This window comes from Streptomyces sp. NPDC102258 (assembly GCF_055584685.1).
In genome coordinates, this window is record NZ_JBVJLO010000005.1 from 171729 (window position 1) to 196943 (window position 25215).

27 protein-coding genes are annotated in these 25215 nt (G+C 73.0%); 8 read left to right on the top strand and 19 right to left on the bottom strand.

The features are described 5' to 3' along the window. The first annotated feature begins 198 nt into the window (after positions 1–198). Positions 199–783: a hypothetical protein gene (locus ACZ6ZT_RS10940; protein WP_469717670.1), complete on the top strand. Its 585-nt coding sequence runs from the start codon at positions 199–201 to the stop codon at positions 781–783. A 19-nt stretch (positions 784–802) separates the two neighbouring features. Here the strand turns inward: ACZ6ZT_RS10940 and ACZ6ZT_RS10945 are convergent, their stop codons facing one another. The 18 genes from ACZ6ZT_RS10945 to ACZ6ZT_RS11030 form a co-directional block, all read right to left on the bottom strand. Then, positions 803–1909 (bottom strand): SagB/ThcOx family dehydrogenase, encoded by a 1107-nt coding sequence (locus ACZ6ZT_RS10945; protein WP_469717673.1) that lies wholly within the window; start codon positions 1907–1909, stop codon positions 803–805. A gap of 54 nt (positions 1910–1963) precedes the next feature. Next, positions 1964–3211: an ATP-grasp domain-containing protein gene (locus ACZ6ZT_RS10950; RefSeq protein WP_469717677.1), complete on the bottom strand. Its 1248-nt coding sequence runs from the start codon at positions 3209–3211 to the stop codon at positions 1964–1966. Continuing rightward, positions 3205–4911 carry a glycoside hydrolase family 13 protein gene (locus ACZ6ZT_RS10955; RefSeq protein WP_469717680.1) on the bottom strand — a complete coding sequence of 569 codons (1707 nt, stop codon included), beginning with the start codon at positions 4909–4911 and terminating at the stop codon, positions 3205–3207. The genes ACZ6ZT_RS10950 and ACZ6ZT_RS10955 overlap by 7 nt, the downstream gene beginning before the upstream one ends. A gap of 60 nt (positions 4912–4971) precedes the next feature. Next, positions 4972–5562: a sugar O-acetyltransferase gene (locus ACZ6ZT_RS10960; protein WP_469717682.1), complete on the bottom strand. Its 591-nt coding sequence runs from the start codon at positions 5560–5562 to the stop codon at positions 4972–4974. Beyond that, positions 5559–6560, bottom strand: coding sequence for a methyltransferase (locus ACZ6ZT_RS10965; RefSeq protein WP_469717684.1), 1002 nt, complete (start codon positions 6558–6560; stop codon positions 5559–5561). Before ACZ6ZT_RS10965 ends, ACZ6ZT_RS10960 begins: the two co-directional genes overlap by 4 nt. A gap of 303 nt (positions 6561–6863) precedes the next feature. After that, complete coding sequence (locus ACZ6ZT_RS10970; RefSeq protein ID WP_469717686.1) at positions 6864–7130, bottom strand: response regulator transcription factor; 267 nt, start codon at positions 7128–7130, stop codon at positions 6864–6866. 20 nt (positions 7131–7150) lie between these two features. Then, a complete protein-coding gene (locus ACZ6ZT_RS10975) occupies positions 7151–7867 on the bottom strand; it encodes an HAD family hydrolase (RefSeq protein ID WP_469717689.1) in 717 nt (238 codons plus the stop codon). 60 nt (positions 7868–7927) lie between these two features. After that, positions 7928–8851: an endonuclease/exonuclease/phosphatase family protein gene (locus tag ACZ6ZT_RS10980; protein ID WP_469717691.1), complete on the bottom strand. Its 924-nt coding sequence runs from the start codon at positions 8849–8851 to the stop codon at positions 7928–7930. Then, the gene (locus ACZ6ZT_RS10985) at positions 8848–9459 is read right to left on the bottom strand and encodes a DUF1349 domain-containing protein (RefSeq protein ID WP_469717693.1); all 612 of its coding nucleotides are present in this window, start codon (positions 9457–9459) and stop codon (positions 8848–8850) included. Before ACZ6ZT_RS10985 ends, ACZ6ZT_RS10980 begins: the two co-directional genes overlap by 4 nt. Further along, complete coding sequence (locus ACZ6ZT_RS10990; RefSeq protein WP_469717695.1) at positions 9456–10295, bottom strand: SDR family oxidoreductase; 840 nt, start codon at positions 10293–10295, stop codon at positions 9456–9458. The genes ACZ6ZT_RS10985 and ACZ6ZT_RS10990 overlap by 4 nt, the downstream gene beginning before the upstream one ends. After that, entirely contained in the window at positions 10292–11662 is a 1371-nt protein-coding gene (locus ACZ6ZT_RS10995) for a glycosyltransferase family 4 protein (protein WP_469717697.1), read from the bottom strand. The genes ACZ6ZT_RS10990 and ACZ6ZT_RS10995 overlap by 4 nt, the downstream gene beginning before the upstream one ends. After that, complete coding sequence (locus tag ACZ6ZT_RS11000) at positions 11643–13433, bottom strand: 1-deoxy-D-xylulose-5-phosphate synthase N-terminal domain-containing protein (RefSeq protein WP_469717699.1); 1791 nt, start codon at positions 13431–13433, stop codon at positions 11643–11645. The genes ACZ6ZT_RS10995 and ACZ6ZT_RS11000 overlap by 20 nt, the downstream gene beginning before the upstream one ends. Continuing rightward, positions 13430–14758: an aminotransferase family protein gene (locus ACZ6ZT_RS11005; protein ID WP_469717701.1), complete on the bottom strand. Its 1329-nt coding sequence runs from the start codon at positions 14756–14758 to the stop codon at positions 13430–13432. The genes ACZ6ZT_RS11000 and ACZ6ZT_RS11005 overlap by 4 nt, the downstream gene beginning before the upstream one ends. Before the next feature lie 100 nt (positions 14759–14858). Continuing rightward, positions 14859–15950, bottom strand: a complete 1092-nt coding sequence (locus ACZ6ZT_RS11010; protein WP_469717702.1) for a phosphotransferase — start codon at positions 15948–15950, stop codon at positions 14859–14861. 245 nt (positions 15951–16195) lie between these two features. Beyond that, complete coding sequence (locus tag ACZ6ZT_RS11015) at positions 16196–16768, bottom strand: dihydrofolate reductase family protein (RefSeq protein ID WP_469717703.1); 573 nt, start codon at positions 16766–16768, stop codon at positions 16196–16198. A gap of 185 nt (positions 16769–16953) precedes the next feature. After that, positions 16954–17268, bottom strand: coding sequence for a 4a-hydroxytetrahydrobiopterin dehydratase (locus tag ACZ6ZT_RS11020; protein ID WP_469717705.1), 315 nt, complete (start codon positions 17266–17268; stop codon positions 16954–16956). 228 nt (positions 17269–17496) lie between these two features. Then, positions 17497–17937: a GNAT family N-acetyltransferase gene (locus ACZ6ZT_RS11025; protein WP_469717706.1), complete on the bottom strand. Its 441-nt coding sequence runs from the start codon at positions 17935–17937 to the stop codon at positions 17497–17499. Further along, the gene (locus tag ACZ6ZT_RS11030) at positions 17879–19108 is read right to left on the bottom strand and encodes a helix-turn-helix domain-containing protein (protein ID WP_469717708.1); all 1230 of its coding nucleotides are present in this window, start codon (positions 19106–19108) and stop codon (positions 17879–17881) included. Before ACZ6ZT_RS11030 ends, ACZ6ZT_RS11025 begins: the two co-directional genes overlap by 59 nt. A gap of 176 nt (positions 19109–19284) precedes the next feature. On the opposite strand from ACZ6ZT_RS11030, the gene ACZ6ZT_RS11035 reads away from it, so the two are divergent. From ACZ6ZT_RS11035 to tgmC, 5 genes are all read left to right on the top strand, one after another. Beyond that, the gene (locus ACZ6ZT_RS11035; protein WP_469717710.1) at positions 19285–19497 is read left to right on the top strand and encodes a hypothetical protein; all 213 of its coding nucleotides are present in this window, start codon (positions 19285–19287) and stop codon (positions 19495–19497) included. A gap of 108 nt (positions 19498–19605) precedes the next feature. After that, positions 19606–19731, top strand: coding sequence for a hypothetical protein (locus ACZ6ZT_RS11040; protein WP_469717711.1), 126 nt, complete (start codon positions 19606–19608; stop codon positions 19729–19731). 43 nt (positions 19732–19774) lie between these two features. Then, on the top strand, positions 19775–20038 hold the full coding sequence (gene tgmA, locus ACZ6ZT_RS11045; protein ID WP_469717712.1) for a putative ATP-grasp-modified RiPP: 264 nt from the start codon (positions 19775–19777) through the stop codon (positions 20036–20038). Beyond that, positions 20038–21003 carry an ATP-grasp ribosomal peptide maturase gene (gene tgmB, locus ACZ6ZT_RS11050; RefSeq protein WP_469717714.1) on the top strand — a complete coding sequence of 322 codons (966 nt, stop codon included), beginning with the start codon at positions 20038–20040 and terminating at the stop codon, positions 21001–21003. The genes tgmA and tgmB overlap by 1 nt, the downstream gene beginning before the upstream one ends. Before the next feature lie 8 nt (positions 21004–21011). Beyond that, a complete protein-coding gene (gene tgmC / locus ACZ6ZT_RS11055) occupies positions 21012–22193 on the top strand; it encodes an ATP-grasp peptide maturase system methyltransferase (protein WP_469718267.1) in 1182 nt (393 codons plus the stop codon). 77 nt (positions 22194–22270) lie between these two features. On the opposite strand, the gene ACZ6ZT_RS11060 is transcribed toward tgmC, so the two are convergent. Beyond that, a complete protein-coding gene (locus ACZ6ZT_RS11060) occupies positions 22271–22741 on the bottom strand; it encodes a Dps family protein (protein ID WP_469717716.1) in 471 nt (156 codons plus the stop codon). A gap of 259 nt (positions 22742–23000) precedes the next feature. Here ACZ6ZT_RS11060 and alc point away from each other — a divergent pair, with 259 nt between their 5' ends. Together alc and ACZ6ZT_RS11070 are read left to right on the top strand one after the other, a co-directional pair. Beyond that, complete coding sequence (alc, locus tag ACZ6ZT_RS11065) at positions 23001–24113, top strand: allantoicase (RefSeq protein WP_469717717.1); 1113 nt, start codon at positions 23001–23003, stop codon at positions 24111–24113. 202 nt (positions 24114–24315) lie between these two features. Beyond that, positions 24316–25065, top strand: a complete 750-nt coding sequence (locus ACZ6ZT_RS11070) for a DUF4118 domain-containing protein (protein WP_469717719.1) — start codon at positions 24316–24318, stop codon at positions 25063–25065. The last annotated feature ends 150 nt before the right edge of the window (positions 25066–25215 follow it).

Below are 25215 nucleotides of genomic sequence, written 5' to 3' on the forward strand. Positions count from 1 at the left end.
CGCACTGACGCCGGAGTACTGAGAGCGACGCTCCGCTCCCTCTCCCCCGTCCGCCGTGGTGCCGGAACCCCAGGGTCCGGCACCACGGCGGACGCGCGTGCGCCGGCCCGTCGACCGGCGGGTCCGCCCCCGGTCGACACCCTCCGGGGCCGGGGAGAGCATGGAGGGGACGGGCCCTTCTCCGATGGGAGCACCCTCATGTACCGACGCACCCGACGCGCCGTGGTCACGTCCCTGCTGGTCTCCTCGGTCGCCTGCGGCGGCATCGTCGCCCTCGCCCCGGCCGCGGGCGCGGCGGCACCGGCCGCCAGCTGTACGGTCACGCCCGGGCCGAACGACACGTACGTGACGATCTCCGGCGAGGGGTTCAGCGCACCGCGCAAGCTCAACGACGGAGAGAGCACGGAGGATTTGGCGATCGGACCGAACGGGACGTTCATGGTGAAGCGGTTCCAGAAGAACGTCGACTACACGGTCCTCGCGGTCAACGAGGACCAGGACTTCATCTTCGTGAACTGCAAGCGGGTGGCCGGCGCGGGCACATCGCCGACGCCGAGCCCCCAGAACCCGGGGAACACGACCCCGGCCCAGCCCGGCTCCCGGCGTGACCTCGCGCAGGGCCGCGCGGCCGGCGCCCAGGCGGGAGCCGCCGCGGCCGCCAACAGCTGCTCGGCCAAGCCGGTGCCCGACAAGAGCGGCCAGCAGCACAGCGACGCCTACTGGAAGGCCTGGAGCCAGGCCGCCGACCGCGCCTTCAACCGGGTGTGCCACAGCAACCGGTGAGCGGCGTGACCGCCCCGCGTCACGTCCGCGGCGGGTGCAGCACCGCCCGCCGGAAGGCGTCGAGGCCGGCGGTGTCGTCCGTCTCCCGCCGCTCGGCGGGGATCCCCGCGGCCAAGAGGTAGAGGGCGGTCTCCCCGATGCCGTCCACGCCGAGGGCCTCTTCCAGTTCGCTGTCCCGGAAGGCGACGGTCTGGAAGGGGCCCAGGCCCAGCGCGGTGGCGGTCAGGGCGAAGGTCTGCCCCAGGTGCCCGGCGTTCATCAGCATCACCCGGTAGGCGCGCGGCGCCCGGTACTTGCTGCTCATCCGCTCCACCACGGCGGTCACGAAGACGGTGACGGCGGCCTCGGCGACGGCTTCCTGGTCGTAGCTGAGGTGGGCCGCCCGCTCCCGGGTGAAGCCGGGGTCCAGCAGTTCCAGGGAGTGTTCGAGGACGTTGTAGTGGTAGAGGCCCGGGGTGACGCCGTCGACCGCGAAGACGCCTACGTACGCCTCCAGTTCGTGCCGGGAGCCGCCGGCCGCGCTGGTGCGCTTCATCAGGGCGCCGAAGTCGTGTCCGTCGAGGAACTCGCTGGGGCCGAACACCATCGCGAGCAGCCCCGACAGCAGCGGGAGCGGCAGGTTCACCTGCCGGAAGCTGCGGTGGGTGCGGCGCTGGTAGAGGGTGCGGACGAAGCCGGCGTCCACGTCGAGGGGGGCGCGGGGCAGCAGGATACGGTCCGCCTCCGGGTAGCCCTTGAACAGCGCGGGCCGCTTTCCGGCCCGGAAGTCCTCGTTGACCTCGGCGGATTCGCTGTAGTCGGCGTCCTTGCTGGAGAAGTGCAGCGCACCGGCCTCCGGTGACCAGGTCTCCCACTGCTCGGCCAGCCGGCCGTCGCGTTCGCCCTCGTCGGCCGGGAGCAGGAAGCCGAGGGAGTGCAGTTCGGCCACGGCGGCGCGGAAGGACTCCGCGTCGTGGTCCGGGAACAGGGCGGCGGCCTCGTCCGCGGTGGTCCAGTCGGTGAAGGCGGCGAGGAGGTCGGCCGCCATCGGCGCGAGGGAGACCTCCGTACCGCTGAGGTAGTTCTGGATGACGAACGAGCCGTCACGCCAGTAGCAGAGGAGGTTGTGCGCACGGCGCAGCAGCATGGGGAAGCTCCTTGGTGACCGGGGGCGGGGGCCGGAGGGCGCGGTGGGCCGGTCTCAGCCGATGTCGTAGAAATCGCGGCCGTCGAGGTAGCGGACGGTGGCGAGGTCGCGGAGCACGCTCTCCAGGACGTCGTGGCGCAGTTCCACGAGCAGCGGGTACGTGAGGTCGTTGACGGTGGGCACGATCGGGTCGCCGGGACGGACGAACTCCCGTACGCCGGCGAAGCTCTCCAGCTTCTTCAGTTCCTCCAGGCCCGTGTACGCCCTCAGGGTGCCTTCGACCGGCGAGATCATCGGCGCTCCGGCGACGAACTGCCGGACCTGGTAGCGCTCCCGGTGGCGCGCCAGGAACCGTTCGGGGCGGACGTAGGCGTCGGCCGTCCAGTTCAGCTGGGACTCGCCGGTCGCCGTCCGCGCGTAGTGCGCGGTGCTCCCGCCGCCCATCCGGGCCGCGACCTCGATCACGCACGGGCCGGCCGGGGTCAGCTTGACCTGGACGTGGGAGGGTCCGTGGCGGATGTCGAGGGCGTCCAGCACCTGCTCGCAGTACGCGATGATCCCGTCGAGCCGTTCGCCCTCGTACGGGAGCAGGACCATGCCGTCGCAGAGGTCGAGGACGCCGTTCGCGGTGATGTGGGTGGAGGTCCAGATGTCGCACACGTGGTGCCTGCCGTCCCGGCTGACCAGGTTGACGGCGAACTCCTGGCCGGCGAGGTACTCCTGGGCCAGGACGGTGTCGTTGGGCTCGGAGAACAGGTCGTCCGTGCCGTGCAGGGACTCGTAGGCGCGCACCGCCTGTTCGGGGGTGTCGCAGTAGTGGATGCCGTCGCTGCCCGCGCTGCTGAGGGGTTTCACCACGATCCGGCCGCCCAGTTCCGCGTGCCAGTCGGCCAGTTGGGCGGAGTCCTCGATCAGGAGCTGCCGGGCGCCGCGCAGGCCGGCCGTCTTGATCTTCTCGACCATCACGTACTTGTCGCGGCGGGCGGAGCTGCCTTCGGTGCCGTTCGTCGGCAGTCCGAGCCGTTCGCTCAGCAGGTCCGCGAAGGCGACCCCGTACTCGCTGTCGGGGATGACGGCGACCGGTGCGTACGGGGCCAGCGCGCGGAGGGTTTCCTCCAGGTCGCCGTGGTGGACCACTTCGGCCGCGAAGCCGGTGGGCACGACCGACTGGTAGAACGCGGGGCGCACGGGTGTGCTCTGGACGTGGACGCAGGCGTATCCGCATGCCTCGAAGGCGCCGACGAGGCCGCCGGAGCGGCAGGTGGGACTCGCGTCGACGAGGACGACATGACCGTTTACCACCAGGGGTTCCCCTCTGTACGTGGGTGTGCGTCCACCCGGCCGGGGCCGGCGGACGGGGACGGGGACGGGCTGAGCCAGACGGCCGCGTGGGGTGCGAGGGTGTCGCCGCCCGCCGGGTCGCTGGAGAGCAGGACGGTGTGCCCGGCCGGCAGGGGCAGCGGCCGGGCGGAGAAGTTGACGGCGCAGAGGAGGTCGTCCCCGCGCCGGAAGGCCAGCACGTCCGGGCCGGTCTCCACCCAGCGCAGCGGCCCGTCCCGGAAGGCGGCCAGGGAGTTGCGCAGGCCGACGGCCCGGCGGTAGAGGCGCAGCGGGGAGTCGGGGTCCGCCTCCTGCGCCTCGACCGTGTACGGGGCCCACCGCTCGGGCTGGGGGAGCCAGGGCCGCGTGCCCGGGCCGCCGAAGCCGAAGGGCGGGGCGTGCCCGGACCACGGCAGGGGGACGCGGCAGCCGTCCCGGCCGGGGTTCGCGCCGTGGGAGCGCAGGTGGACGGGGTCGCGCCGGGCCTCGGGGGGCAGGTCCTCCACCTCGGGGAGCCCGAGCTCCTCGCCCTGGTAGAGGTAGACGGCGCCGGGCAGGGCCAGGGTGAGCAGGGCGGCCGCGCGGGCGCGCCGGGTCCCGAGGGCGAGGTCCGTGGGGATGCCGTGGGCGACGGTGGCGAAGTCGAAGGAGGTGTCCGCCCGGCCGTACCGGGTGACGGTACGGGTGACGTCGTGGTTGCACAGCACCCAGCTCGCGGGGGCCCCGGCCCGGGCGCTGGTGGCGAGGGAGGCGTCGACGGCCTCCCGGACCGGGGCCGCTTCCCAGGGGCCGGCGAGGAAGGTGAAGTCGAAGGCCGCGTGGAGTTCGTCGGCGCGCAGGTAGCGGGCCAGCCGGGCGCCGTCGCGGATCCAGAGCTCGCCGATGAGCACGCGCTCGTCCGGGTAGGACTCCGCGATCCGGCGCCACGCGCGGTAGATGTCGTGCAGTTCCTCCCGGTCGACGTACGGGTGCGCTCCGCCGTCCGGGGTCGCGGCGAGGTCGGGCAGGTCCGGGTCCTTGGCGAGCAGGTTCGCGGAGTCGACCCGGATGCCGGCGACGCCCCGGTCGAACCAGAAGCGCAGGACCGACTCGAACTCGGCGCGGACGGCGGGGTTGTTCCAGTCGAGGTCCGGCTGGTCGGGGGTGAAGAGGTGCAGGTACCACTCCCCCGGTGTGCCGTCGGCGCCGGTGGTCCGGGTCCAGGCCGGTCCACCGAACTCGGAGCGCCAGTCGTTGGGCGGTAGTTCGCCCGACTCCCCGCGGCCGGCCCGGAAGTGGAACCGGGCGCGCGCGGCGCTGCCGGCGGGGGCGTCGAGGGCGGCGCGGAACCACGGGTGGCGTACGGACACGTGGTTGGGGACGACGTCGATGACGACGGCGAGGTCCAGGGCGCGGGCCTCGGCGATGAGCAGCTCCGCCTCGGCCAGGGTGCCGAAGACGGGGTCGATGTCCCGGTGGTCGGCGACGTCGTAGCCCCCGTCGGCCATGGGCGAGCGGTACCAGGGCGTGATCCACAGCGCGTCGACGCCCAGGGCCGCCAGGTAGGGGAGCCGGGCCCGGAGACCGGCGATGTCCCCCGTGCCGTCGCCGTCTCCGTCGGCGAAGCTGCGCGGGTAGACCTCGTAGACCACGGCGTGCCACCACCAGCCGCGCGGCTGCCGGGGGGATCGCTCTGCGTGCACCGTCGATGTCCTTTACGCGCCGAAGCCGACTCTGATCTGACAGAAGGGCCGTACGGGCCCTCAGGGGTCCGGGGTCACGGACCGGACCACCCGCGCCGGGTTGCCCACGGCGACGACCCCCGCCGGGAGGTCCCTGGTGACGACGCTGCCGGCCCCGACGACCGTGCCGGCGCCGATCGTGACCCCGGGGAGGACGATCACGCCACCGCCGAGCCAGGCTCCGTCGCCGATCGTGATGGGTTTCGCGCTCTCCCATCCGCCGCGGCGCAGCGCGGCGGATTCGGGGTGGTTCGCGGTGTACAGCTGGCAGCGGGGTCCCATGCGGACGTCGGCGCCGATGGTGATCGGCGCGCAGTCGAGGAGGACCGCGTCGAAGTTGATCCGGGAGCGTTCCCCGATCCGGATGAAGAACCCGAACTCGCACAGCAGCCGGGGCACCACCCGTACGCCGGGTCCGACGTCCCCCAGCAGGTCCCGCAGGATCCGGTCCCGCTCCCGCTGGTCGGGGAGGGCGGTGGCGTTGAACCGGTCGAGGAGCTCCTCGCACCGCTTGCGGTACGGGCGCAGGGCCGGGTCGCCGGCCGGGTACGGCTCGCCCGCCGCCATCCGGGCCCGGAGCGCGCCGATCGTGTCCCCGTCGCCGCCGGTCATCGCGGCTTGGTGGCGACGACCATGGACTCCGGGCCCGCCAGGTGCTGGACCCGGGGGTCGGTGAAGCCGCAGTCGCGCATCCAGCCGGCGCAGTCGGCGCCGGTGTAGTCGAAGCCCTGCGGGACTTCCATGTGCATGATCAGGCTGAGGATCAGGCCGATGGCGTTGTCGCGCCGCTCGTCGTCGATGAGGGTCTCGTAGACCAGCACCGCGCCGCCCGGCGGCAGGGCCTCGTACGCCTTGCGCAGCAGGAGCCGCTTCTCCTCCAGGCCCCAGTTGTGCAGGACGTGTCCGAAGACGATGACGTCCGCCCGGGGCAGGTCGTCCGCGAAGAAGTCGCCCTCCTGGAAGGTCTGGCGGCCCGCCAGGCCGTGGCCGTCGGTGTAGGCGAGGAAGCCCTCGCGGGCCGGTGCCAGGTCGAAGCCGGTCGCGGTGAGGTGCGGGTGGCGCAGCAGGACCTGGGTGGACAGGGCCCCTTCGGCGCAGCCGATGTCGGCCAGCGTGCGGTGGCGCTCCCACGGGAAGGCCTCGGCGATGGCGCGCGCCGAGTCGATGCTGAGGGCGGTCATGTCGCGCTGGAAGGAGCGGACGGTGTCGGCGGACGTGTAGAGGGAGTCGTAGTAGTCCCGGCCCGTCGAGGCCCCGTTCAGGGCCCGGCCCGAGCGCAGGACGCGGGTGAGGTCGTCGGCCATGCCGGTGCTGCGGGCCAGGAAGCTGCCGCCGAGATAGGCCTCTTGTCTGGCGGGGTCGAGGTATTCGCTGGAGGCCGGGGAGTTCGCGTAATTCCCGCTGTGCTTCTCCAGGAGTCCGAGGGCCACCAGCGCGTCGAAGAAATCGGCTGCGACGCGGTCGTTCACTCCGGTGCGGACGGCGAGTTCCGCGGAGCGCAGGGGGCCGTCGGCGAGGGCGGTGAAGACCCCGAGTTCGAGTGCGCTCAGCATGGTCTTCGTTTTCCAGTGCGCCCACATCAGGTCGACGACCGGTTGTGCGGAAGTCATGCCTGGAACCTCCATCGTGCCTGGTGGCCGATCGGGGGCCGGATTCCGCCGGCCCCCGATCGCGGTCACCGGCGGATCAGCGCTGGTAGTGGATCTTGATGGAACGGGCCTGGACGGGCTTGGCGGCGAGCTCGATCTTCTTCATGGGGAATCTCCTCTGTCGTGGGATGGAGCTGATTCTCATGTCGTGCGGCGTACGGCGCTTTCGGGGCTTCGGCGCTTTCGGCACTTTCGTGCTTCGGCGCTTTCTGCTTTCCGTGCTTTCCGTTCGCTGCTGACAGGTATTACTTTGCCGTGGCCGTCTCACGCGGCCAAGTCACGTGATTCCGGGACCGGGCGGGCCGCCCGGGCGGCCGGCTGGGCCGCGCACATGGCGAGGAACGCCATCTGGACGCGCGTCGTCGCGCCCGTCTTCCCGCGGATGCGCCGCAGGTAGGTGTCGACGGTGTGGACGCTCAGGCCCATGCGGCGGGCGATGGCGCAGTAGGTGTGCCCCTCGGCCAGGTGCACGAGGACCTCGCGTTCGCGCCGCGACAGGGCGGAAACGGTTTCCTGAATGTTCTCGATCATGACGGAACCTCGTCATTCCTTTACGCGGGTGAGGCGGACAGGGGGGTCGGCCCGGTGAACTCCAGGGCCGTCAGGTCGGGCACGACGCGGTCGGCGCGGCCGTGGTCCAGGCCCCGGGTCAGGGCGGTGGGTACCGCGACGACGGTCATGCCGGCGGCGCGTGCGGCCTCGACGCCGGTGAGCGAGTCCTCGACGGCGAGGCAGCGGCCGGGATCGGCTCCCAGGGCCGCGGCGGCCTTCAGGTAGGCCTCGGGGTGCGGTTTGCGCCGGGTGACGTCGTCGCCGGTGACGACGGCGTCGAAGTGGTGGCACAGGCCGTAGTGGCCCAGCCACCGGCGCACCCAGGCGCCGTCCGAGGACGAGGCCACCGCCAGCCGCAGTCCGGCGGCCCGGGCCCGTTCCAGGACCCCGGGCACGCCCGGCAGCAACCGGACGTGCTGGGGCGTCATGTACCGCTCCCACAGCGCCTCCAGGCGCCTGCGCAGGAACGCGTCGTCCGGCGCGGGCGCCGGGCCGTCGGCGCACAGGCCGCGCAGGTGGGCGAAGAGCCGCGGATAGCCCTCGGGCCGGCCGCAGACCTCGCGAGCCCACAGCCCGTGCGGCAGCCGGTGGCCGTGTTCCGCGAACAGGGCGCCGCAGGCGAGGTAGTCGGGACGGACCGAGTCCACCAGGGTGCCGTCGAGGTCGAAGACCACGGCGTCGTGGGGGCCGGCTCCGTGCGGTGCGGAGGGTGACACGGGGAGGTGGACCGCCTTTCGGGTACGGGTACGGGTGCGCGGACGGGTACGGATACGGGCTCACCGGCGGCGGAGCCGGATCGTGACGGGCCGGTGGTCGGAGGCGGCCAGGTGGTCGGAGGCGGCCGAATGGTCGGACGCCGCCGGGTGGTCGGAGGCCGCCGGGTGCTCGGACGCCGCCGGGTGGTGGCCGCCCGGCCGGGCGGGCCACGGGTCCGGGGACGCGTAGGAGAGCAGGCCGGGCACCAGGGACGGGGAGAGCAGGAGCAGGTCGATGCGCCGCTGCGCCTCCCCCGGCTCCACGGTGCCGTAGGTGGGCGAGCGGTCGCCCAGGTGGGCGCCCGCGTCCACCAGGAGGGGGTCGCGGGGGTCCCCCAGGAGCCGGCGCAGCGGTTCCCGGTCGGAGCGGCCGTCCGCGCCGAGGTGGTCGGCTCTGCGGTGGCGCGGTACGAGGCTCCAGTCGGGCTCCGGGTCGCCGGGCGGCAGGCTGTTGGCGTCCAGGCCGGCCACCAGGGGCGGGAGGGCGGGGTCGGCGTGCCGGCGCAGGTGGTCCGACTCGATCCGCCGCCCGGTCGGGCTGAACGGGTCGAGGTGGGCCACCAGGAACCGCAGCGGCGTCGTCCAGCCGGGCAGGCGCAGGGTGACCAGGCCGTGGCCGTGCCAGTGCGTCAGCTCGGGGGCCGGCCGTTCGACGGCGACCCGTTCGATGTCCCGCTGCCAGAAGACGGCCTGGTGGCAGCCGGTCCTGGCGGTGAACAGCTCGCCGTCCATGCCGAAGGCGGCCTTGGCGTCCTCGAAGAGCGCCCCGCCGTCCCGGTGCCAGCCCCAGCCCTCCGTGGTGAGCAGGACCCGTGGGCGCACCGCGCCGACCAGGGCGCACTGGGCGCGCCAGCGCTCGTCCCGGCCGGCGAGCCGCTCGATGCCGGCCTCGTACAGGTTCCAGAACATGACCAGGTCGCTCCCGGCGGCGCCGCCGTCGCTCACCGCCGGTCCGCCAGGGCGACGGGGGCCAGCCGGGCCCCGGTGAAGACGGCCGTGCACGCCTCGGAGAACGGCGCCTGCGCGAACAGCCCGACCCGTACGCCGTCCCGCGCGGGCCCCAGGTACGTGCGGACGAACCGCCAGGGCCCGTCCGGGTCCTCGCGGCAGAACACCGCGTGCCGTCCGCCCTCGCGGGTCACCAGCAGTTCGGCCGCCGGGCCGGCCAGGGCCGGTCCCACGGCCTCGTCGGACACCGGGCGGGAGACGACGGTGACCACGGCCCAGCCGCCCGTCCGCATGCGTTCCACGCAGACCTTGAACCAGCCGTCGGCGCCGTGGACGACGATGCCCCCGGCGTCGCCGAAGGCACCGCCGGTGACGGCGACCCGGGTCCAGAGGGTGTGGTCGCCGGTGATGGCGCGGGCCAGCGCGGGGACGGCGGGCGCCTGGTGGAAGCCCGGCATGGCGTACAGGTCGGCGCCGCGGTCGGCGCGGACCTCCAGGGTGGTCGCGTCACGGACCGGCAGCGCGCCGGGGCCCGCGAACGACCACCCCGGGCCGTCGAAGGGCAGGACCCTGCCGGGGGGCAGGTCGGCGGCGGGGGCGGTCACGGGGCGGCCATCCCGCCGTCGACGCTGATCGCCTGGCCGGTCACCCGGGGCGCCGAGGCCAGGTACAGGACGAGGCCCGCGATGTCCTCGGGCGTCTGGAACTCCCGCTGCGGGATCATCGACCGCATGCGCTCCCAGCACTCGTCCTCGCTCTCCCCGGGCCGGACGAACTCCGAGAGCAGGTAGCGCCACATGTTGGAGCGGACGATGCCCGGGCAGACGGCGTTGACGCGGATGTTCTCCTTCGCGACCTCCTGCGCGAGCGCGGCGGTGAAGCCGATGACGCCGAACTTGGCCGCGCAGTAGTGCGCCACCTTGGAGAAGCCCGAACGGCCGGAGACTGAGGAGAAGTTGACGATGGAGCCGCCGCCGGAGGCGCGCAGCAGCGGGAGGGCGGCCCGGGAGGAGAGGAAGACCCCGTCGAGGTTGCCGGAGACCACGTGCCGGAACTCGGAGAGTTCCATGGTCTCGACCGGGCTGACGTGGGTGACCCCGAAGGCGTTGACGACCGTGTCGAGGCGGCCGGGGCCGTCGGCGATGCCCGCGTAGAGGCGGCGTACGGCGTCCTCGTCGGTGGCGTCGACCTCGGCGGCGCTCACCTCCAGGCCCTGGGCGGTGAGCCGTTCGGCCAGCTCGCGGGCCTCGGTGTAACCGGTGACGGCGGTCGAGCGGTAGTGGTTGAAGGCGGAGGGCAGCCGGTCGGTGTCGGCGGCGACCACGCGGGCCCCCTGCCGGGCGAAGGCCTCGGCCACGGCGGCGCCGATGCCGCGGCCGCCGCCGATGACGAGCGCCACCTGTCCGGCGAGGGGCGCGGTGGGGTGGTGGTCCGATGTCATGGTGTGTCTCCCGTCGGGACGGCGCCCACCGGGGCGGGCGCGAGGGTGTAGGGCAGTGGGGGCAGGACCAGGGCGTCCAGCAGCCGGGGGAAGGCCCGGTAGTCGGCCAGGTTGCGTTCGGGGGCGGCGACGATGCGGCGCAGGGCCGGGTCGTCGTGGCCGGTGCGGGCGGCGAGGGCGTCCAGGGCGGCGGACAGGACGCCGTCGCGGCGTTCGAAGAAGTCCCGGAACAGGGCGGTGGCCGCCGCCGCGTCCGGGGCGCCGGGGGCGCGGGGGGCGACCCGTACGGCCTCGGGCAGGACCCGGTCGTGGCCCACGGGGTCCGGGACGGGGTGGCCGGCCAGGGCCCGCAGGAAGGTCGCGTCCGTGTAGGGCGCCACGCAGGTGAGGGCGGCGGGGGCGATGTCGCGGGTGAGCAGCTTCGCGACCAGGGCGTCCTCGTCGATCCGGCCCAGCGGTCCGACGCGGCCCATGTCGAAGGCGCCGTCGGTGTCGAGGGTGGTGGGGACGAGGTTGCGGTCGGGGAGCAGTTCGACGGCCGGGCCGACGTCCGCGGCCAGCACCGGGACCCCGTGGGCCAGGGCCTCCAGGACGACCCGGCCGAGGGTTTCGCGGGAGGCCGTGCTCGGGAAGAGCAGCACGTCGACCGCGTCGAAGAAGGCGCCGAGTTCCTCCTGGGGGCGCACCCCCTGCATGCGTACCGCCTCCGGGGGGACGCCGGCCTCGCGCAGGGTGGCGCGGACCGCGTCGGCCTCCCAGCGGGGGTCGTTGGGCTTGCCCGCGCAGACCAGGCGGGCCGCGCCACCGGACTCCCGGTGGCAGCGGGCGAACACCGACACGACCTGGTCGAAGTTCTTGGCCAGCGAGAGCGCTCCCAGGTAGCCGATGCGCAGCGGTGTTCCGGGTGGCGGCAGGGGCCGGGCGGGTGTGCGCGGCAGCCGGTCGAGCATCGGGTAGGCCACGGCGGTGCCGGCCGGGGTCAGCGCCGGGAAGTTGCGCAGGAACAGCCGGCGCGTGTACTCGGTCGGGAAGAGCGCCAGGTCACCGTCGCGCAGCAGCGGGGCGCACAGCTCCTCCTGCGCCCAGTAGCCCGACCAGAGGGCGGTGTGCGCCTCGCGGACGATCCGGAAGCGGCCGCCGTGGAGTGCGCGCCAGTGGTGGTAGAGGAAGGCGTACGGTCCCGAGCCGGCGTACACCACGTCGTCCTCGCCGAGTCCGGCGACGCAGCCGGGGCCCGAGGTCAGGTCGTGCAGGGTGACGGAGCCGCGCCGGGCGAGGAGTCGCGCCATCTCCCGGTGCATGAGGACCGCGCCGTCGACGATGCCCCGGGTGTCAGGGGCCCGGTAGTCATGCGTATGCAGGCGCATGGCCGGACCCCTCCCGCTCCGAGGCCAGCCGGGCGAGCCGCTCGCGCAGCTGGTCGGGGCCCATCGCGTGCAGCGGCAGCTGGTGGCGGTGGACGCGGGTCGCGATGTCCCGGCGTACGGCGTGCACCTCGACCGGGAGCAGGTGCTCGGCGCGCAGCCGCTCGCCGAAGCCGCCGCCGGCGCCGTTGTACTCGACGCCGAGGACGCGGCGGGCGCGGCGCAGGACGTCGAGGGTGGCGGGGTCGAGCCGGGGCGTGAGGGCGGCGCAGTGCAGGTGCGGCAGCCCGGTGTCTCGGTTGGCGGCGGCGACGAGGACTCCGGCGTAGCCGAAGGTGACCACGACGGCGTCCGGGGCGGCCCCGGGTGGGGGCGGGGTGAGCCAGACGGCGCCGTCGATGTCGGCGGAGCAGTCCAGGGCGGGCGGTTCGAACGCGGCGTCGATCATGCTGACGACGTGGGTGGTGGCCGGGTCCCGGGCGAGCCGGTCCAGGCAGGCGTGGAACTCGGCGGTGGTGGTGGGCTCGTAAACCCGGGTGTGCAGGAGCAGGCCGAGGAGGTTGGTGGCGTTGTGGGCGCCGCCCCAGGCGCCCCAGCTGCGGCCGGCCAGGACGAGCAGGTTGCGGACGCTGGTGGTGGCCTCGGTGAGCATGCTCAGGGAGTCCATGTAGTACATGGCGTCGGTGGCGACCACTTTGGTGACGTGGTCGGGGAGGCAGAGGGTCATGCCGACGGTGAGGGTCTCGGCGAGTCCGGTGTTGGTGTACGGGACGTGGCCGCCGAGGCCGAACCGGGCGGCCATGTCGGGGGTGAACACGGCCAGTTCACCGCCGGCGCGCTCCCGGTGCGCGGCCAGCATGCGCCCGGCGGTCGAGGCGAACGACGGTAAGGGGCGGGGGGACGGGGCCGGCGGGGGCGGGGACGCCGGTTTGAAGCTGTGGTCGCCCTTGCGGGTGCGGCAGACGAGGGCGGCCGGGCCGGGACGGCTCAGGAGGTCGCCCAGAGCGCTCTCAACAGCCGCGTCGTCGCGGCCGTCGGCCTCCACGAGGGTGCCGAGGTAGGCGGCCAGGTACGCGGTGTTGAGCGGTTTGGCCAGCGGCTCGATGCCCTTGCCGTTGGCGTCGACGACCAGGAGCAGGTTCGTCAGCCCCGCGTCGTGCGCGAAGCGCAGGGCCTCGAAGGCGGCGCCCTCGTGGAGTTCGCCGTCCCCGGCGAGGCAGACGACCTTGCGGTCCTCGCCGCGCCGCGTCAGGTCCCAGGCGAGGCTGACGGCCTGCGCGACGCCGACGCCGAGGGCGTAGCGCATCGTGGTGCGGAAGCCGAGGTCGCGGTGGACGACGCCGGTCAGCCCGCCCTGGTGAAGGGTGGCCAGCGGGGCGAAGGGGAGCGTGCCGCGTACGTAGTGCTCGGCGTAGAAGGCGGGGGCGATGTGTCCGCGGCCGACGACCAGTTCGGCCGGTCCGGCGCCTTCGCCGTCCGCCAGTCCGTGCGCGAAGCAGGCGCGGACCAGGGCCAGCGAGGAGAGGTTGCTCTGCAGGTTCCCGGAGCCCGCGATCTCGTGCATCCGCAGCAGGACCTCGGCGCTGTCCGTGTAGAGGCGTTCGGGGACCTGGGCGGCGACCTCGCGCAGGCCCTCCAGGAGAGGGCCGTCGTACGGGCTTCCGTGGAGCCCCATTTCGGCCAACTCCCGTTCCACCGCACGCCGTTCTGCGGGAGTGAGGCGGGGCAGCGCTTCGCGGGCGGGGGCGGCGAAGCGCTCGTACAGGCCGTTCACCGGGCGGCTCCGCAGACCTCGTCGAGGGCCTCGCCGAGGATGCCGGTGATCTCGTCGGCCTCCGCCGTGGTGGTGACGAAGGCGGGCGCGAGCACCACCCAGTCGTCCTGGCCGCGGATGATCAGGCCGCGGCGCAGGCAGGCGGAGGCGACCCGTTCGCCGAGGCGTTCCCCCGGTTCGCCGTCGGCGCCCGTGAGCTTGATCCCGTAGAGCAGGCCCACGGCCCGTACGGTGCCGCGTCCCGCGGTGACGGTGCGCAGGCGGGTCTCGGTGTGGGCGGCGAGTTCGCGGATCCGCTCCTGGTAGCCGCCCTCGCGGAACAGGGTGACGGCGGCGAGTCCGGCCGCCGCGGCCAGCGGGTTGGCGGCGTAGGTGTGGGAGGGGGCGAAGGACACCGGTCCGCCGTGCTCGCCGAGGTGTTCGGCGAGGTGGGAGCCCATCAGTACGGCGGCCAGGGGCGCGTAGCCGCCGGAGATGCCCTTGCCGACGCAGAGGATGTCGGGGGTCACGCCGAAGGTCTGGGCGGCGAAGGCGGCTCCGGTGCGGCCGAAGCCGGTGACGATCTCGTCGAAGACGAGCAGGACGTCGTGGCGGTCGCACACCTCGCGGATCCGGGCCAGGTAGTCGGCCGGCGGGATGGCCATGCCGCGCAGGTGGATGACGGGTTCCATGACGATGGCGGCGACCGAGTCGGGCCCCTCGGCCTCGATGGTCCGCTCGATCACGGCGGCGGCGAGGGCGCCCGAGCGCTCCGCCGGCACGTCCCAGAAGGCCTCCAGGCAGTCCGGCGGCCACACGTGCACGACGCCCGGCAGACCGGGCCCGAAGCGGGTGACGTCGGGCCGTCCGGTCAGGGAGAGGGAGCCGAACGTGGCGCCGTGGTAGCCGTGGTAGTAGCTGAGGATCTTCACCTTGCCCGCCTTGCCGCGGGAGTGGTGGTGCAGGCGGGCGAGGCGCATCGCGGCCTCGATGGCCTCCGAGCCGCCGTTGACCAGTTTGGCCGCCGTGATGCCGGGGGGCGCGAGGTCGACGAGGGCGCGGGCGAGTTCCAGGGCCGCACGGTTGGTGCCGTGCAGCGGCGGGTTGAAGGGCAGGGTGCGCAACTGCCGTGCCACGGCGTCGGCGATGGGCGCGCAGTCGTAGCCGAAGCAGGTCACGAAGACCCCGGAGAGGGCGTCCAGGTAGCTGCGGCCGGCGGCGTCGGAGAGGCGGATGCCCTTGCCGGATTCGAAGAGCAGCGCCTCGGCGGAGTGCGGGACCTCGAAGCAGAAGGCGGAGAGGTCGGAGGGCCAGGAGGAGAGGGGCGGTGTGGGTGTGACGGTCACGTACGGCTCCTTCGCGAAGGGGGACGGGACGGGCAGGGCGGTGCGCGGGCACGCGGAAGCGGGCCCGGGCGGGAAGGTGGTCTGTGGGGTTCGCCGGCGGTCAGCGGGCGGCGGTGAGCAGCAGCCGGTGCACGGCGAGTCTTCGCGCCGGGGAGAGCAGCTCGAAGTAGGCGAGCCACTGCGGGGTGAGGATGCCGCGGTCGAGGATGTCCTTGGCGATGTCGACGATGACGGGCAGCGAGTGCGCCATCAGGAGGGGCATCAGCCGTTCCTCGTCGCCGGGCAGGAGCAGCCCGCGGCGGCGGCCGGAGTCCAGGAGCCCGGCGAGGACGTCGCGGGCGGCGTCCGTGTCGTCGCCGCAGGCGAGCATCGCCGTGTCGGCGGTCCAGGCGAGGTCGAGGAGGCGGTCGGCGACGTGGAGGTTGTCGAAGTCGAGGACGGCCAGCACCCGGTCCCCGTCGAGCCCGTCGAGTCCGTCGAGTCCGTCGAGCAGGAAGTGATGCGCGTGCAGATCGCCGTGCACGACCCCCGTCCCCCTCCTACTTCCGCCGTGCTCGCCCAACAGCGGCTTCGACGCGCGGAGTTCGGTCAGCACGCGGGCGGCGGCGCGGTACCAGGGATCGTCCGCCCGCTGCTCGGCCTTGGGCAGGAGTCGCCGCTCGGCGTCCTCCAGGGCGGCCGGCCAGTGCTCCTCCTCGACCAGCAGCGGGAGGTGCACGGAGGCCAGCTCATCGGCCACGGCGGCCGGCAGGCCGTCCAGTGCCGCGCGCAGGTCCAGCCCGGTGGCGACGACGGCGGCGGCCTGCGCGCGTCCGCCGCTCGCCTTCCGCCCGGGGCACAGGGGCGACATCTCGCACAGCACCCCGTCGTGGCGGACGGCGGGGCGGCCGTCGGCGGCCGGTACGGGGACGAGGACGGGTATCCCCCGGCGGGCGCAGTGGGCGAGGATCCGGGCCTTCAGCGAGTCGAACGCCTCGGGCCGGGCGGCATCGGCGTTCAGTTGCGCCTTGAACACGTACGCGCGACCGGCCGCCGGTACCGCGACCCGCCAGAGCCCGGCCGTGTGACTGAGCGGCGCCTCGCCGCCGACGGTCAGCGGGCTCAGCCGGGCCCCTCCCCACGGCTCCCCCCAGTGTGTGGCGAGGACGTGGCGCACCCAGTCCGCCGTTCCTGCGGGGGCGGCAAGGGTCATGGGATGTCCTGCCCTTCCTGAGACGTACAAGCGCAGGAGGTCCGTGGTCCTTTTGGGCCGATTGACGTTCCTGCGGCAAATGAGCTTCCCCAGGCACTTTTCCGGAACTGCCTCCGGCCTCGCTCTCGTCCGGCTCGCACCCGACCGGAGCCACCCTCAAACCGCTTGCGCCACCGCACAGCACTTCGGCCCGGACGGCGAATGCCGTCCGGGCCGAAGCACGGGTACGAGGGGAACCTGACGCCTCAGCGCACGACGTCGAACACGTTCTTCTGCAGCCCGTTGGCGTACACCGCGTGCTCGACCAGCTCCAGCTTCTGGGCGTCCTTGTCGGTGGCACTGAACAGCCGCTTGCCGGCGCCGAGCAGGAGCGGGAAGACGAGCAGGTGGTAGCGGTCGATCAGCCCGGCGTCCGAGAGGCCCTGGTTCAGCTCCGCGCTGCCGTGGACGATGATCGGGCCGCCCTCGGTCTCCTTGAGCGCGGCGACCTCGTCGAGCGAACGCAGGATGGTGGTCGCGCCCCAGTCCGACACCAGGTCGTCTTCGGCGAGCGTGGTGGAGACGACGTACTTCGGCATCGCCTTGTAACCGGCGAAGTCCTCCATCCCGGGCCACACGGGGCTGAACGCCTCGTAACTGGTCCGGCCCAGGAGCATCGCGGTGGCCTCCTGCTGCTCACTCCCCTTGATCTCGAACGCCTCGGGAAGGAACTCGATCTCCTTGAAGGTCCACCCGGAATTCCGGTACCCGGGCTCCCCGCCCGGGGCCTCGACGACTCCGTCGAGCGAGATGAAGGCAGTACTGATCAGGGTACGCATCGCGGTTCCTCGGTATCTCGTATCAGCTTCTCAACACATGTAGGACTCCACCCCCACCCAAAACTCATCGGCCCCACCGGGCCGACCTGTGTAACGAGTGCAACACCGCCCGCCCCGGGGCCTCTCGGGAGCATCCGCCACGTCGCGGTGGACGGGCTGGAGCGGGGGCTTGCGCGCGCTCGCCGTCAGTCCAGCGGAAGCTCCTGGTGCGCGGCCACGATCGCGTCGATGCGGTGCGCCAGGTCGAAGTCCGCGCGCGTCAGCCGGTTGCCCGCGTCGGGCGTGGTGATCGAGACGCGCAGGTGGTCGATGCGCAGGTCTAGATCAGCGTGGTGCCGGATCCGCCGGGACCGGTCCGCGATCGTGACGATCGCGGCCACCGCCGCGTGGTAGCCGATCGGGTACGTACGGGTGATCGCGTCGCCCTCCTGTACCCATCCCGGAAGCCCGGCCAGGTGCTCGGCCATCTCCTCGTGCGTCATCGGCTGAGGCACACCCATGTCATATCCCCTCCGGTGAGATGCCGGGACCCTCGGTGAGATCCCGGCCTACGGGGGCATCGTGCCATGGCCGCTCGGCCCGCTGCAGGGTGACCGGGCGACGCCCGTCGCGGGGCCTACGGACGCACCGGCCACGACGGCCTTCGCAGGTACCGCCACGGTGGCGGCCCGGCAGGGTGAACCACTCCGTGACAGGCGCGGCTCGCCGTGTCGCGTCGGATCCCGGCCTCACGCCTGCCGGTAAAAAAGCTTCCCGGGGCGAGGCTCAGCGCCGAGCGCCTCATAGAAGGCGAGCGCGGCCGGGTTGTCGGCGTCCGCCGTCCATTCCACCCGGGACGCGCCCGCTCGCTCGGCGGCCGCCCGCAGCTCGGCCATCAGCGCTCGCGCAACCCCCCGGCGGCGGGCCGACTTCCGTACGAACAGCTCCTTCAGGTACAGGCTGGCATCGGCGCCGGCGGCCGGCCACAGCCACGTGTACGAGGCCATTCCCAGCACCCCGTCGTCATCACGGGCGAGCAGAACGATCGCCGCGGGGCACTGCCCGAACAGAGCCGCCCTCACGGCGACCGGGTCACCGGGCGTCGGCTCCCCGCCGTAGTACTCCTCGATCTCACCGAGGAGCACCGAGATCGTCTCGATGTCCGTTTCGGTCGCCTGCTCGATCCGCATCCGTAGTCCTCTCCACCGCGGGCAGCGCCAACAGCTCACGCAACGCCTGAACCTCTGTTACCGCGCGCGCCTGAGGCACCTTAGCCGCGACCTCCCGAGCCCGGTAGATGATCAGCTGAGACCGGCACGCGGACGGGAGATCCAGCACCGCGTCCATCGCCACGACCGCGGCTCCGGCAGCGTCCCCGGACCGGGCGGCACACATCGCTTGGTCGAGTCGCACCAGCGCCCTGTCGGACCGGTCTGACTCCGGGTACAGCTCCAGTGCCCGGTGCTGCTGCTCTCCCGCCCGGTCGAACTCCCCAAGGTGTGTGAGGGCGTTCCCGGAATGAAAGCGCAACTGCGCTTCGTCGTAGCCGAGAGCCGACGGCAACCGCTCGGCGACGGGGAGCCGGTCCAGGGCGGACTCGGCGCGGCCGAGCGCGGCGAGGGCATCCTCGCGCCGTTCCAGACGGGCCAGCGCACGCGCCTCCAACGGGGCTGCCAGCGCCGGACCGACACAGGGCAGGCCGCCGGCCAGGTGCTGGGCGCGGACGGCCAGCTCCACGGCGCCGTGGAGGTCGCCTCCGTAGTACAGCTGGTACGCCTCCTGCGCGTACATCCACGACAGGGTGGCCCGGTCCTCGGCGGCCGCAGCCGCGGTACGGCCGGTACGCCACCAGCTGCGGGCGCGCCCGTCACCGGCCTTGAGGAGCGTGAGGGCCACGAGCCCCGACATCTGGGCCATGGTGATCGTGAGCCGCCGTCGGGTGGCTGCGGGCCGCCGCCGGGCGAGGAGCACGCGGAGGTCGGCGAGTTCTGCGAGCAGGTCGGGCAGGAGTTCCCGCTCGGGCCGGTAGCGGGTCGCGCGGCCGTGCCGGGCGACGGTGTACTCCCATTCGTCCAGGCTCATGTCCGTGGCCGGTGCCTCGACGAGGGTGCCGACGATGCCGTGCTGGAGGGCATCGGCCTGCTCGACCGGGTCCGCGTCGGGCCGCACTTCGGCGAGGGCAACGAGTTCGCCGCCCGCGTTCAGGGCCCGGTCGAGCGCCACCGCGATCGCAGGGCTCGGCGCCCGGCCGTGCTCCAGGTCGCCGATGTAGGTCTTGCTACAGGACGCAAGGCGGGCCACGTCGCGTAACGAGCGGCTGGCGCGGTGGCGGCGGAGTGCTGCGGCGAAGGTCTCGGGCATGGCGGATGTCCCCCGTGTCCACTGCGCTGCGGACAGCAGTGGACACTGTCCTGCTTCCGTCGTCCCGCAGCCCCTGTGACGCTACTCGCATAAGGCTGTCACCGGCCGCGATTCACCTTTTCGCCTCTCCGCTGGTGACGTGCCTTCCACCGCTGACGACGGCAGGGAGCACGACCATGGACATCCGGGAGACCGGCACCCACTCGCTCGATGAGCACGTGGACCACCCTTTTCTGCACCGCCATGTCCGCGACCCTCGTACGGGCCGCGCCGGATTGCTGATGGCCGTCCTGCGCGAGACGCTCGGCTACGCCGAGGGGGTCGAGCGCATCACGCGCACCGCGTACGTCCGGGGCGCGAACGGCGTCGAGTTCACGGCCGCTGCCTGACACCCCCGGCCCGGATGGGACGGCCACAGACCGCGCAGATCTTCACGACGCGTCCTCCAGGGTTCATCCCGCACTCCATGTCCGGCGCCCGCCCCGACGCGTGGGCGCATGACATCCGTGACCCCTCGTGCCAGCCGTCGAAGACCGGCAAGCGTGGCTGAGCACGTTCGACAAGCCCTGTACGCCGTCATCGTGCTCGGCATCCTCGCCGTCATCGTCATCGGCACCCGCTGATCCCCGCCCCGACCGGGGCCGGGCACTTCTGGATCGGATACCCATGTCCCTCACGACTTCCGCCCCCGCGACGCCCTGGGGAAGCAGCCGCCTCGCTCCCCACAGCGCCGTCGTGCGGGTCCCGCACACCTCCGTCACCATCGACCCACACACCCAGCTCGGCGTTCGCCGCGACCGCGACGGGCACATCGTCGAGATGGGAAAGCACGGCACCGCCAGCGCCACGGGAACCACGACCTCGACCAGCCCTGACGGCGGACCGGGGACCGGTGACCAGGGCAGCGACCAGGACAGCAACCAGGACTGATGCGTACGACCGAGAAGGGGCCGGTCCTGGTGCTCACGGAAGCGGACGATGTCACCGCCGACATGGTCATCGGCGAACTGAACGCACGGGGCGCGCCCGTGGTCAGGTTCAACCCGGCCGACATCGGCGAGGGTCTCTCGGTCTCGGCTCGGTACGGCAGCCGCCCGGTCCCGGTGGCCGGGCGGCTGCGCACCCCGTCCCGAGACGTCTTCCTGGAGAACGTCCGAGCCGTGTACTGGCGTCGGCCGACCTGGCCCGCATTCGCCGGCCTCAGTAGCGATGACGCCCGCTTCGCCCATGCCCAGACGCGATACGGGCTCGGCGGAATCCTGCACGCGCTCGATGGCCCGGTGTGGGTCAACCACCCGCTCCGCAACACCGAAGCGGACTACAAGCCCCATCAGCTGGCCGTCGCCCAACGGCTCGGCCTCGCCATCCCACCGACCCTCATCACCAACGACCCGCACGACGCGCGCGAGTTCATCGCCGCCCACACCGCGGTGATCCACAAGACGCTGCGAGCCACCTCGTACCAGCGCGACGGGGTCCCCGTCGTCTCCTGGGCGGAGCCGGTCACGGAGGACGAGATCGATGACCGGGTCCGCGTCGTCCCGCACCTCTTCCAGGTACGCGTCGACAAAACGTACGACCTCCGCGTGCTGATCGCGGGATCCGCGGTCTTCGCCGTACGCATCGAATCCGAACTCCTCGACTGGCGGCGGGACTACTCCGCGCTCACGTACTCGGTCGTCACCCTGCCCGGCGCGCTGGAGAAGGCGCTTCTCGCCTTCCTCGACTCCTTCGGCCTCACGTCCGGGAGCTTCGACCTCGCCGTCGACCGCGTCGGCACCCACTGGTTCTTGGAGCTCAACCCGAACGGCCAGTGGGGTTGGCTGGAGGAGCACACCGGGCTCCCCATGGCAGCCGCCTTCGCCGACCTTCTCACCCAAGGAGGAAACCTGTGAAGAATCGTGTGACCGATACCAGTCCCCAGCGGCGGGCGCTCGCCGGCCGGCTCGAAGCCGCAGGCGTCGTCCGCACCCCGGCATGGCGGAAGGCCGTCGAAGCGGTCCCCCGGGAACTGTTCCTGCACCCCGGTGTTTTCCAGCCCGCCGACCGTGGGCTGTGGCGGCCGGTGACCGCCACCGGCACCGACCCGGCGGAATGGGCCAGGATCGCGTACGCCGACGAGTCTCTCGTCACCCAGCTCGACAACCACCTCACCGCCGACCAGGCCGTCCCCGGGCCGGTACCGGGCATCCCGACCTCATCGTCCACGGCCCCACGGCTGGTGCTGGAGATGATCGAGGAGCTGGAGGTCGAGGACGGGCACCACGTGCTGGAGATCGGCACGGGGACCGGCTACTCCAGCGCCCTGATGTGTCACCGTCTCGGCGAGGACAACGTCACCACGATCGAGGTCGATCCCGACGTGGCAGCGCGCGCCGACGCGGCCCTTGAGGCGGCCGGGTTCTGTACCTGGACCGTGACGGGGGACGGGCTGCTCGGCCTGCCCCGCCGGGCCCCGTATGACCGGGTGATCGCCACCTGCGGGGTCCGGCGCATCCCCTACGCCTGGGTGCGGCAGACCCGCCCCGGCGGCTGCGTTCTCGCCACGGTCGGGTCTGCGGCCGTGGGGAGCGGCCTGGCGAAGGTGAGCGTGCGCGAGGACGGAACGGCCGAGGGCCGGTTCGTCGCCCACACCGCTTTCATGCAGGCCCGCTCCCAGGCCGTCACGCCGATCACCGGAGACCTGGCTTCCCCCGTGGCCTACCCCGACACCGAGCGGCGGGCCCTCGTCGTACCGGATGCCCTAGACGAGCCGATGCAGGCGCTCCTGGCCCAGCTGGCGGCGCCAACGGCCCACATCCTCAGGGCCCGGTCCCCTGAGGGAACGGCCATCGTCTACGTCTTCGACCCGGACCGGGAGTCGTTCGCAGAGCTCACGCGGGACGACGGCGGATGGCTCGTACGCCAGGGCGGACCCGCCGCCGTATGGGACGACATCGAGCGGGCCCTCCTGGCGTGGGCGGGCATCGGCAGGCCCGGCATTTCCCAGCTGTGCCTTCGCGTGACCGAGCGCTCCCACACCTTCTGGATCGACGGGTCCTCCGACTCCGGCTCCGACCTGCGCTGGGACCACCCGGTCTGCTGAACCGCCGACATGCGACGGCCCCGGCCGTCCGAGACGGCCGGGGCACTGCCGGAGCCGCATGCCCTCCGCTGACCCGCTCAGGCGCTTTCGGCCTGGAACATCCAGTGGTGCTTCTCCAGGTCGCCGGTCAGGCCGATCAGGATGTCCTGGGTCACCGGGTCCGGGCCGTCCGTGTCGCGGATGCGCTCGCGCATGCCGGTGATCACCGCGGCCAGGGCGTCGACCAGGATCTTGACGGCGTCGACGTCCTTGATCCAGCCCTCCGGTACGGCCTTGATCGCGCTCGACTTCGCCACCGAGCCGGCACGGCCGTCCGGGGCCACGCCGAGGGCCGAGGCGCGCTCGGCGACCACGTCGGAGTGGGCGCGGGCCGAGGTGACGACCTCGTCGAGCTGGAGGTGGACGGAGCGGAAGCGGGGGCCGACCACGTTCCAGTGGACCTGCTTGGCGACCAGCGACAGGTCGATCAGGTCGACCAGCGCGCCCTGCAGCGCGGCACCGACGATCTTCAGGTCTTCTTCGGGAAGGGCGTTCCTGACACTGGACACAGGGAAACACTCCGTTCTACGAGCCGTCGCGTGCGGGGTTCGCCCCACGCGTCCGGCCACTCGGGGTAGGCGAACAAAACCTCATCTACCCCAGCCAGAGATTCGAAAACGGCCCAAACCGATGCGGGCGGGGGCTGGATTTTGAAGCCTGACTGAATGATTCTGTCGAAGATGATCGATGGACCTGTTCCTTCGTCGGCTGCCGCAGTCGTAGAGCGGCTCCAACGAGCCCCTCCACCACGGCAGAAAGGCCGACGCCTTGCCCACTTCCGCTTCCGCCTACGCAGCCCCCTACGTCTCCGGCGACCCCTATGCCGACTACCGCGACGGCGCTTCCCCCTTCACCCGGCTGACCGACCTCGCCGACCGCCGTCTCGGGGCCGGGGTGGTCGCCGCCAACGACGAGTCCTTCGCCGCGCGCGAGAACCTCCTCTCCCGCGCCCCGGCCGTCTTCGACGTCCACGCCTACGGCCCCAAGGGCAAGGTCATGGACGGCTGGGAGACGCGGCGCCGCCGTGGCGCGGACGCCGCCGCTCCGTTCCCCGCCGACGGCGACCACGACTGGGCCCTGGTCCGTCTCGGCGCCCCCGGCGTCATCCGCGGTGTCCTCGTCGACACGGCCCACTTCCGGGGCAACTTTCCGCAGCGCGTGAGCATCCACGCCGCCGCCTTCGAAGGCGTCCCCACCGTCTCCGACCTGCTCCGCGACGAGGGCCGCTGGCACGAGCTCCTCCCCGAGACCCCGGTGCGCGGCCACGCCGCCAACGGCTTCGCCATCGCCTCCGAACGCCGGTGGACCCACCTGCGGCTCCACCAGTACCCCGACGGCGGGATCGCCCGGCTCCGCGTCCACGGCGAGGTGCTGCCCGACCCGGCCTGGCTCGCGCTGCTCGGGACCGTCGACGTGGCCTGCGTGAGCAACGGCGGCAGCGTCGAGGACGCCTCGGACGGTTTCTACTCCTCCCCCGGCAACACCATCCTGCCCGGCCTGTCGCAGAAGCAGGACGACGGCTGGGAGACCCGGCGCCGGCGCGACGCGGGCCACGACTGGATCGTCTACCGGCTGGCCGCGCAGAGCGAGGTACGCGCCGTGGAAATCGACACCGCCCACCTCAAGGGCAACGCCGCCGGCTGGGTCTCCCTCTCCGTCCGGGACGGCGCGTCGGGGGCGTGGACCGAGGCCCTGCCCCGCACCCGCCTCCAGCCCGACACCCTCCACCGGCTGCCCCTGCGCGCACCGGTCGTCGCCACCCACGCCCGCCTCGACGTCCACCCCGACGGCGGCATCGCCCGGCTCAGGCTCCACGGCTCCCCCACCCCGGCCGGTACGGAGTCCCTCGCCGCCCGCTGCGCCCGCGCCCGGCGCGACTGACACGGGCGCCGTCGGGCTCAGCGGCACCCGCCTCGCCGGTTCCGCAGCAGCCGCTGCCACGGCGCGCGCGTTCCTGTGGGTGGAGGGACGCTGGGGTGGTGGGCGGAACGCGTACGGCTGACGGACGGGCCGGGGCCCACCGCACCGCCCGGGAGTCCCGACGTAACGGACCGCACAAGTACCGACGGACAGGAGGCGCCGGATGTCCGGGTACCGGTTCCAGGACGGGGCCGCGCTGCTCGCGGCCCTCGTCGCCCCCTTCCTCGTGGCGTTCGCCCTCGTGCCCTTCCGCAGCGGCCTCTCGGCGACGAACGAGGCGCTGATCATGGTCGTCACGGTGGTGGCCGTCGCCGCCTTCGGCACGCGGGTGGCCGGCGCGCTGGCCGCCGTCTCGGCGGCCGCCTGGTACGACTTCTTCCTGACCCGGCCCTACCACCGATTCGCCATCGCGGGCGGCGACGAGGTGCAGACCGCGGTCCTGCTGCTCGTCGTCGGGCTGATCGTCTCCCAGCTGGCCGTACGCGCCCGCCGGCTGCGCACCGTCGTGGTCAGCGACACCGCCTATCTGTCCGGCCTCCAGGCGACCGCCCGTCTCGCGGAGGGCGGCGGCTCCGCGCAGGAGGTCGTGGAGCGCGTGCGCCGTGAGCTGGTCGGACTGCTGGAGCTGCGGGACTGTCGCTTCGAGTACGGCAACCTGCTCGGGCACCTGCCGCGGCTGGAGCACGACGGCGCGGTGTGGCTGCGCCGCGGGACGCGGATCACGCAGTACGCGCAGTGGCCCGAGGGCGAGACCGAGCTGCGGATCGTCGGCGGCGGGCACTACTACGGCCGCTTCCTGCTGACCCCGGGCCCGGGCCCGCTGCCGCCGGAGGAGGCGCGGCTGGTGGCCGTGGCGCTGGCCGCGCAGGCGGGCGCGGCCCTGGACACGGCCGGCCTGCCCCACGGACGCTGACCGGCCCCACCCGCCCCACCGGCGCTCACCGGCCCCCACCGGCGTCAGGGAGCCGTCAAGACTCCCCCCGTGCCCGTATGGAGCCCGTCAAGGCGGCTTAACGCCGGGGTGAAGACAGGGTTGTCTCGACATCGACCGGCCACCTGGCCG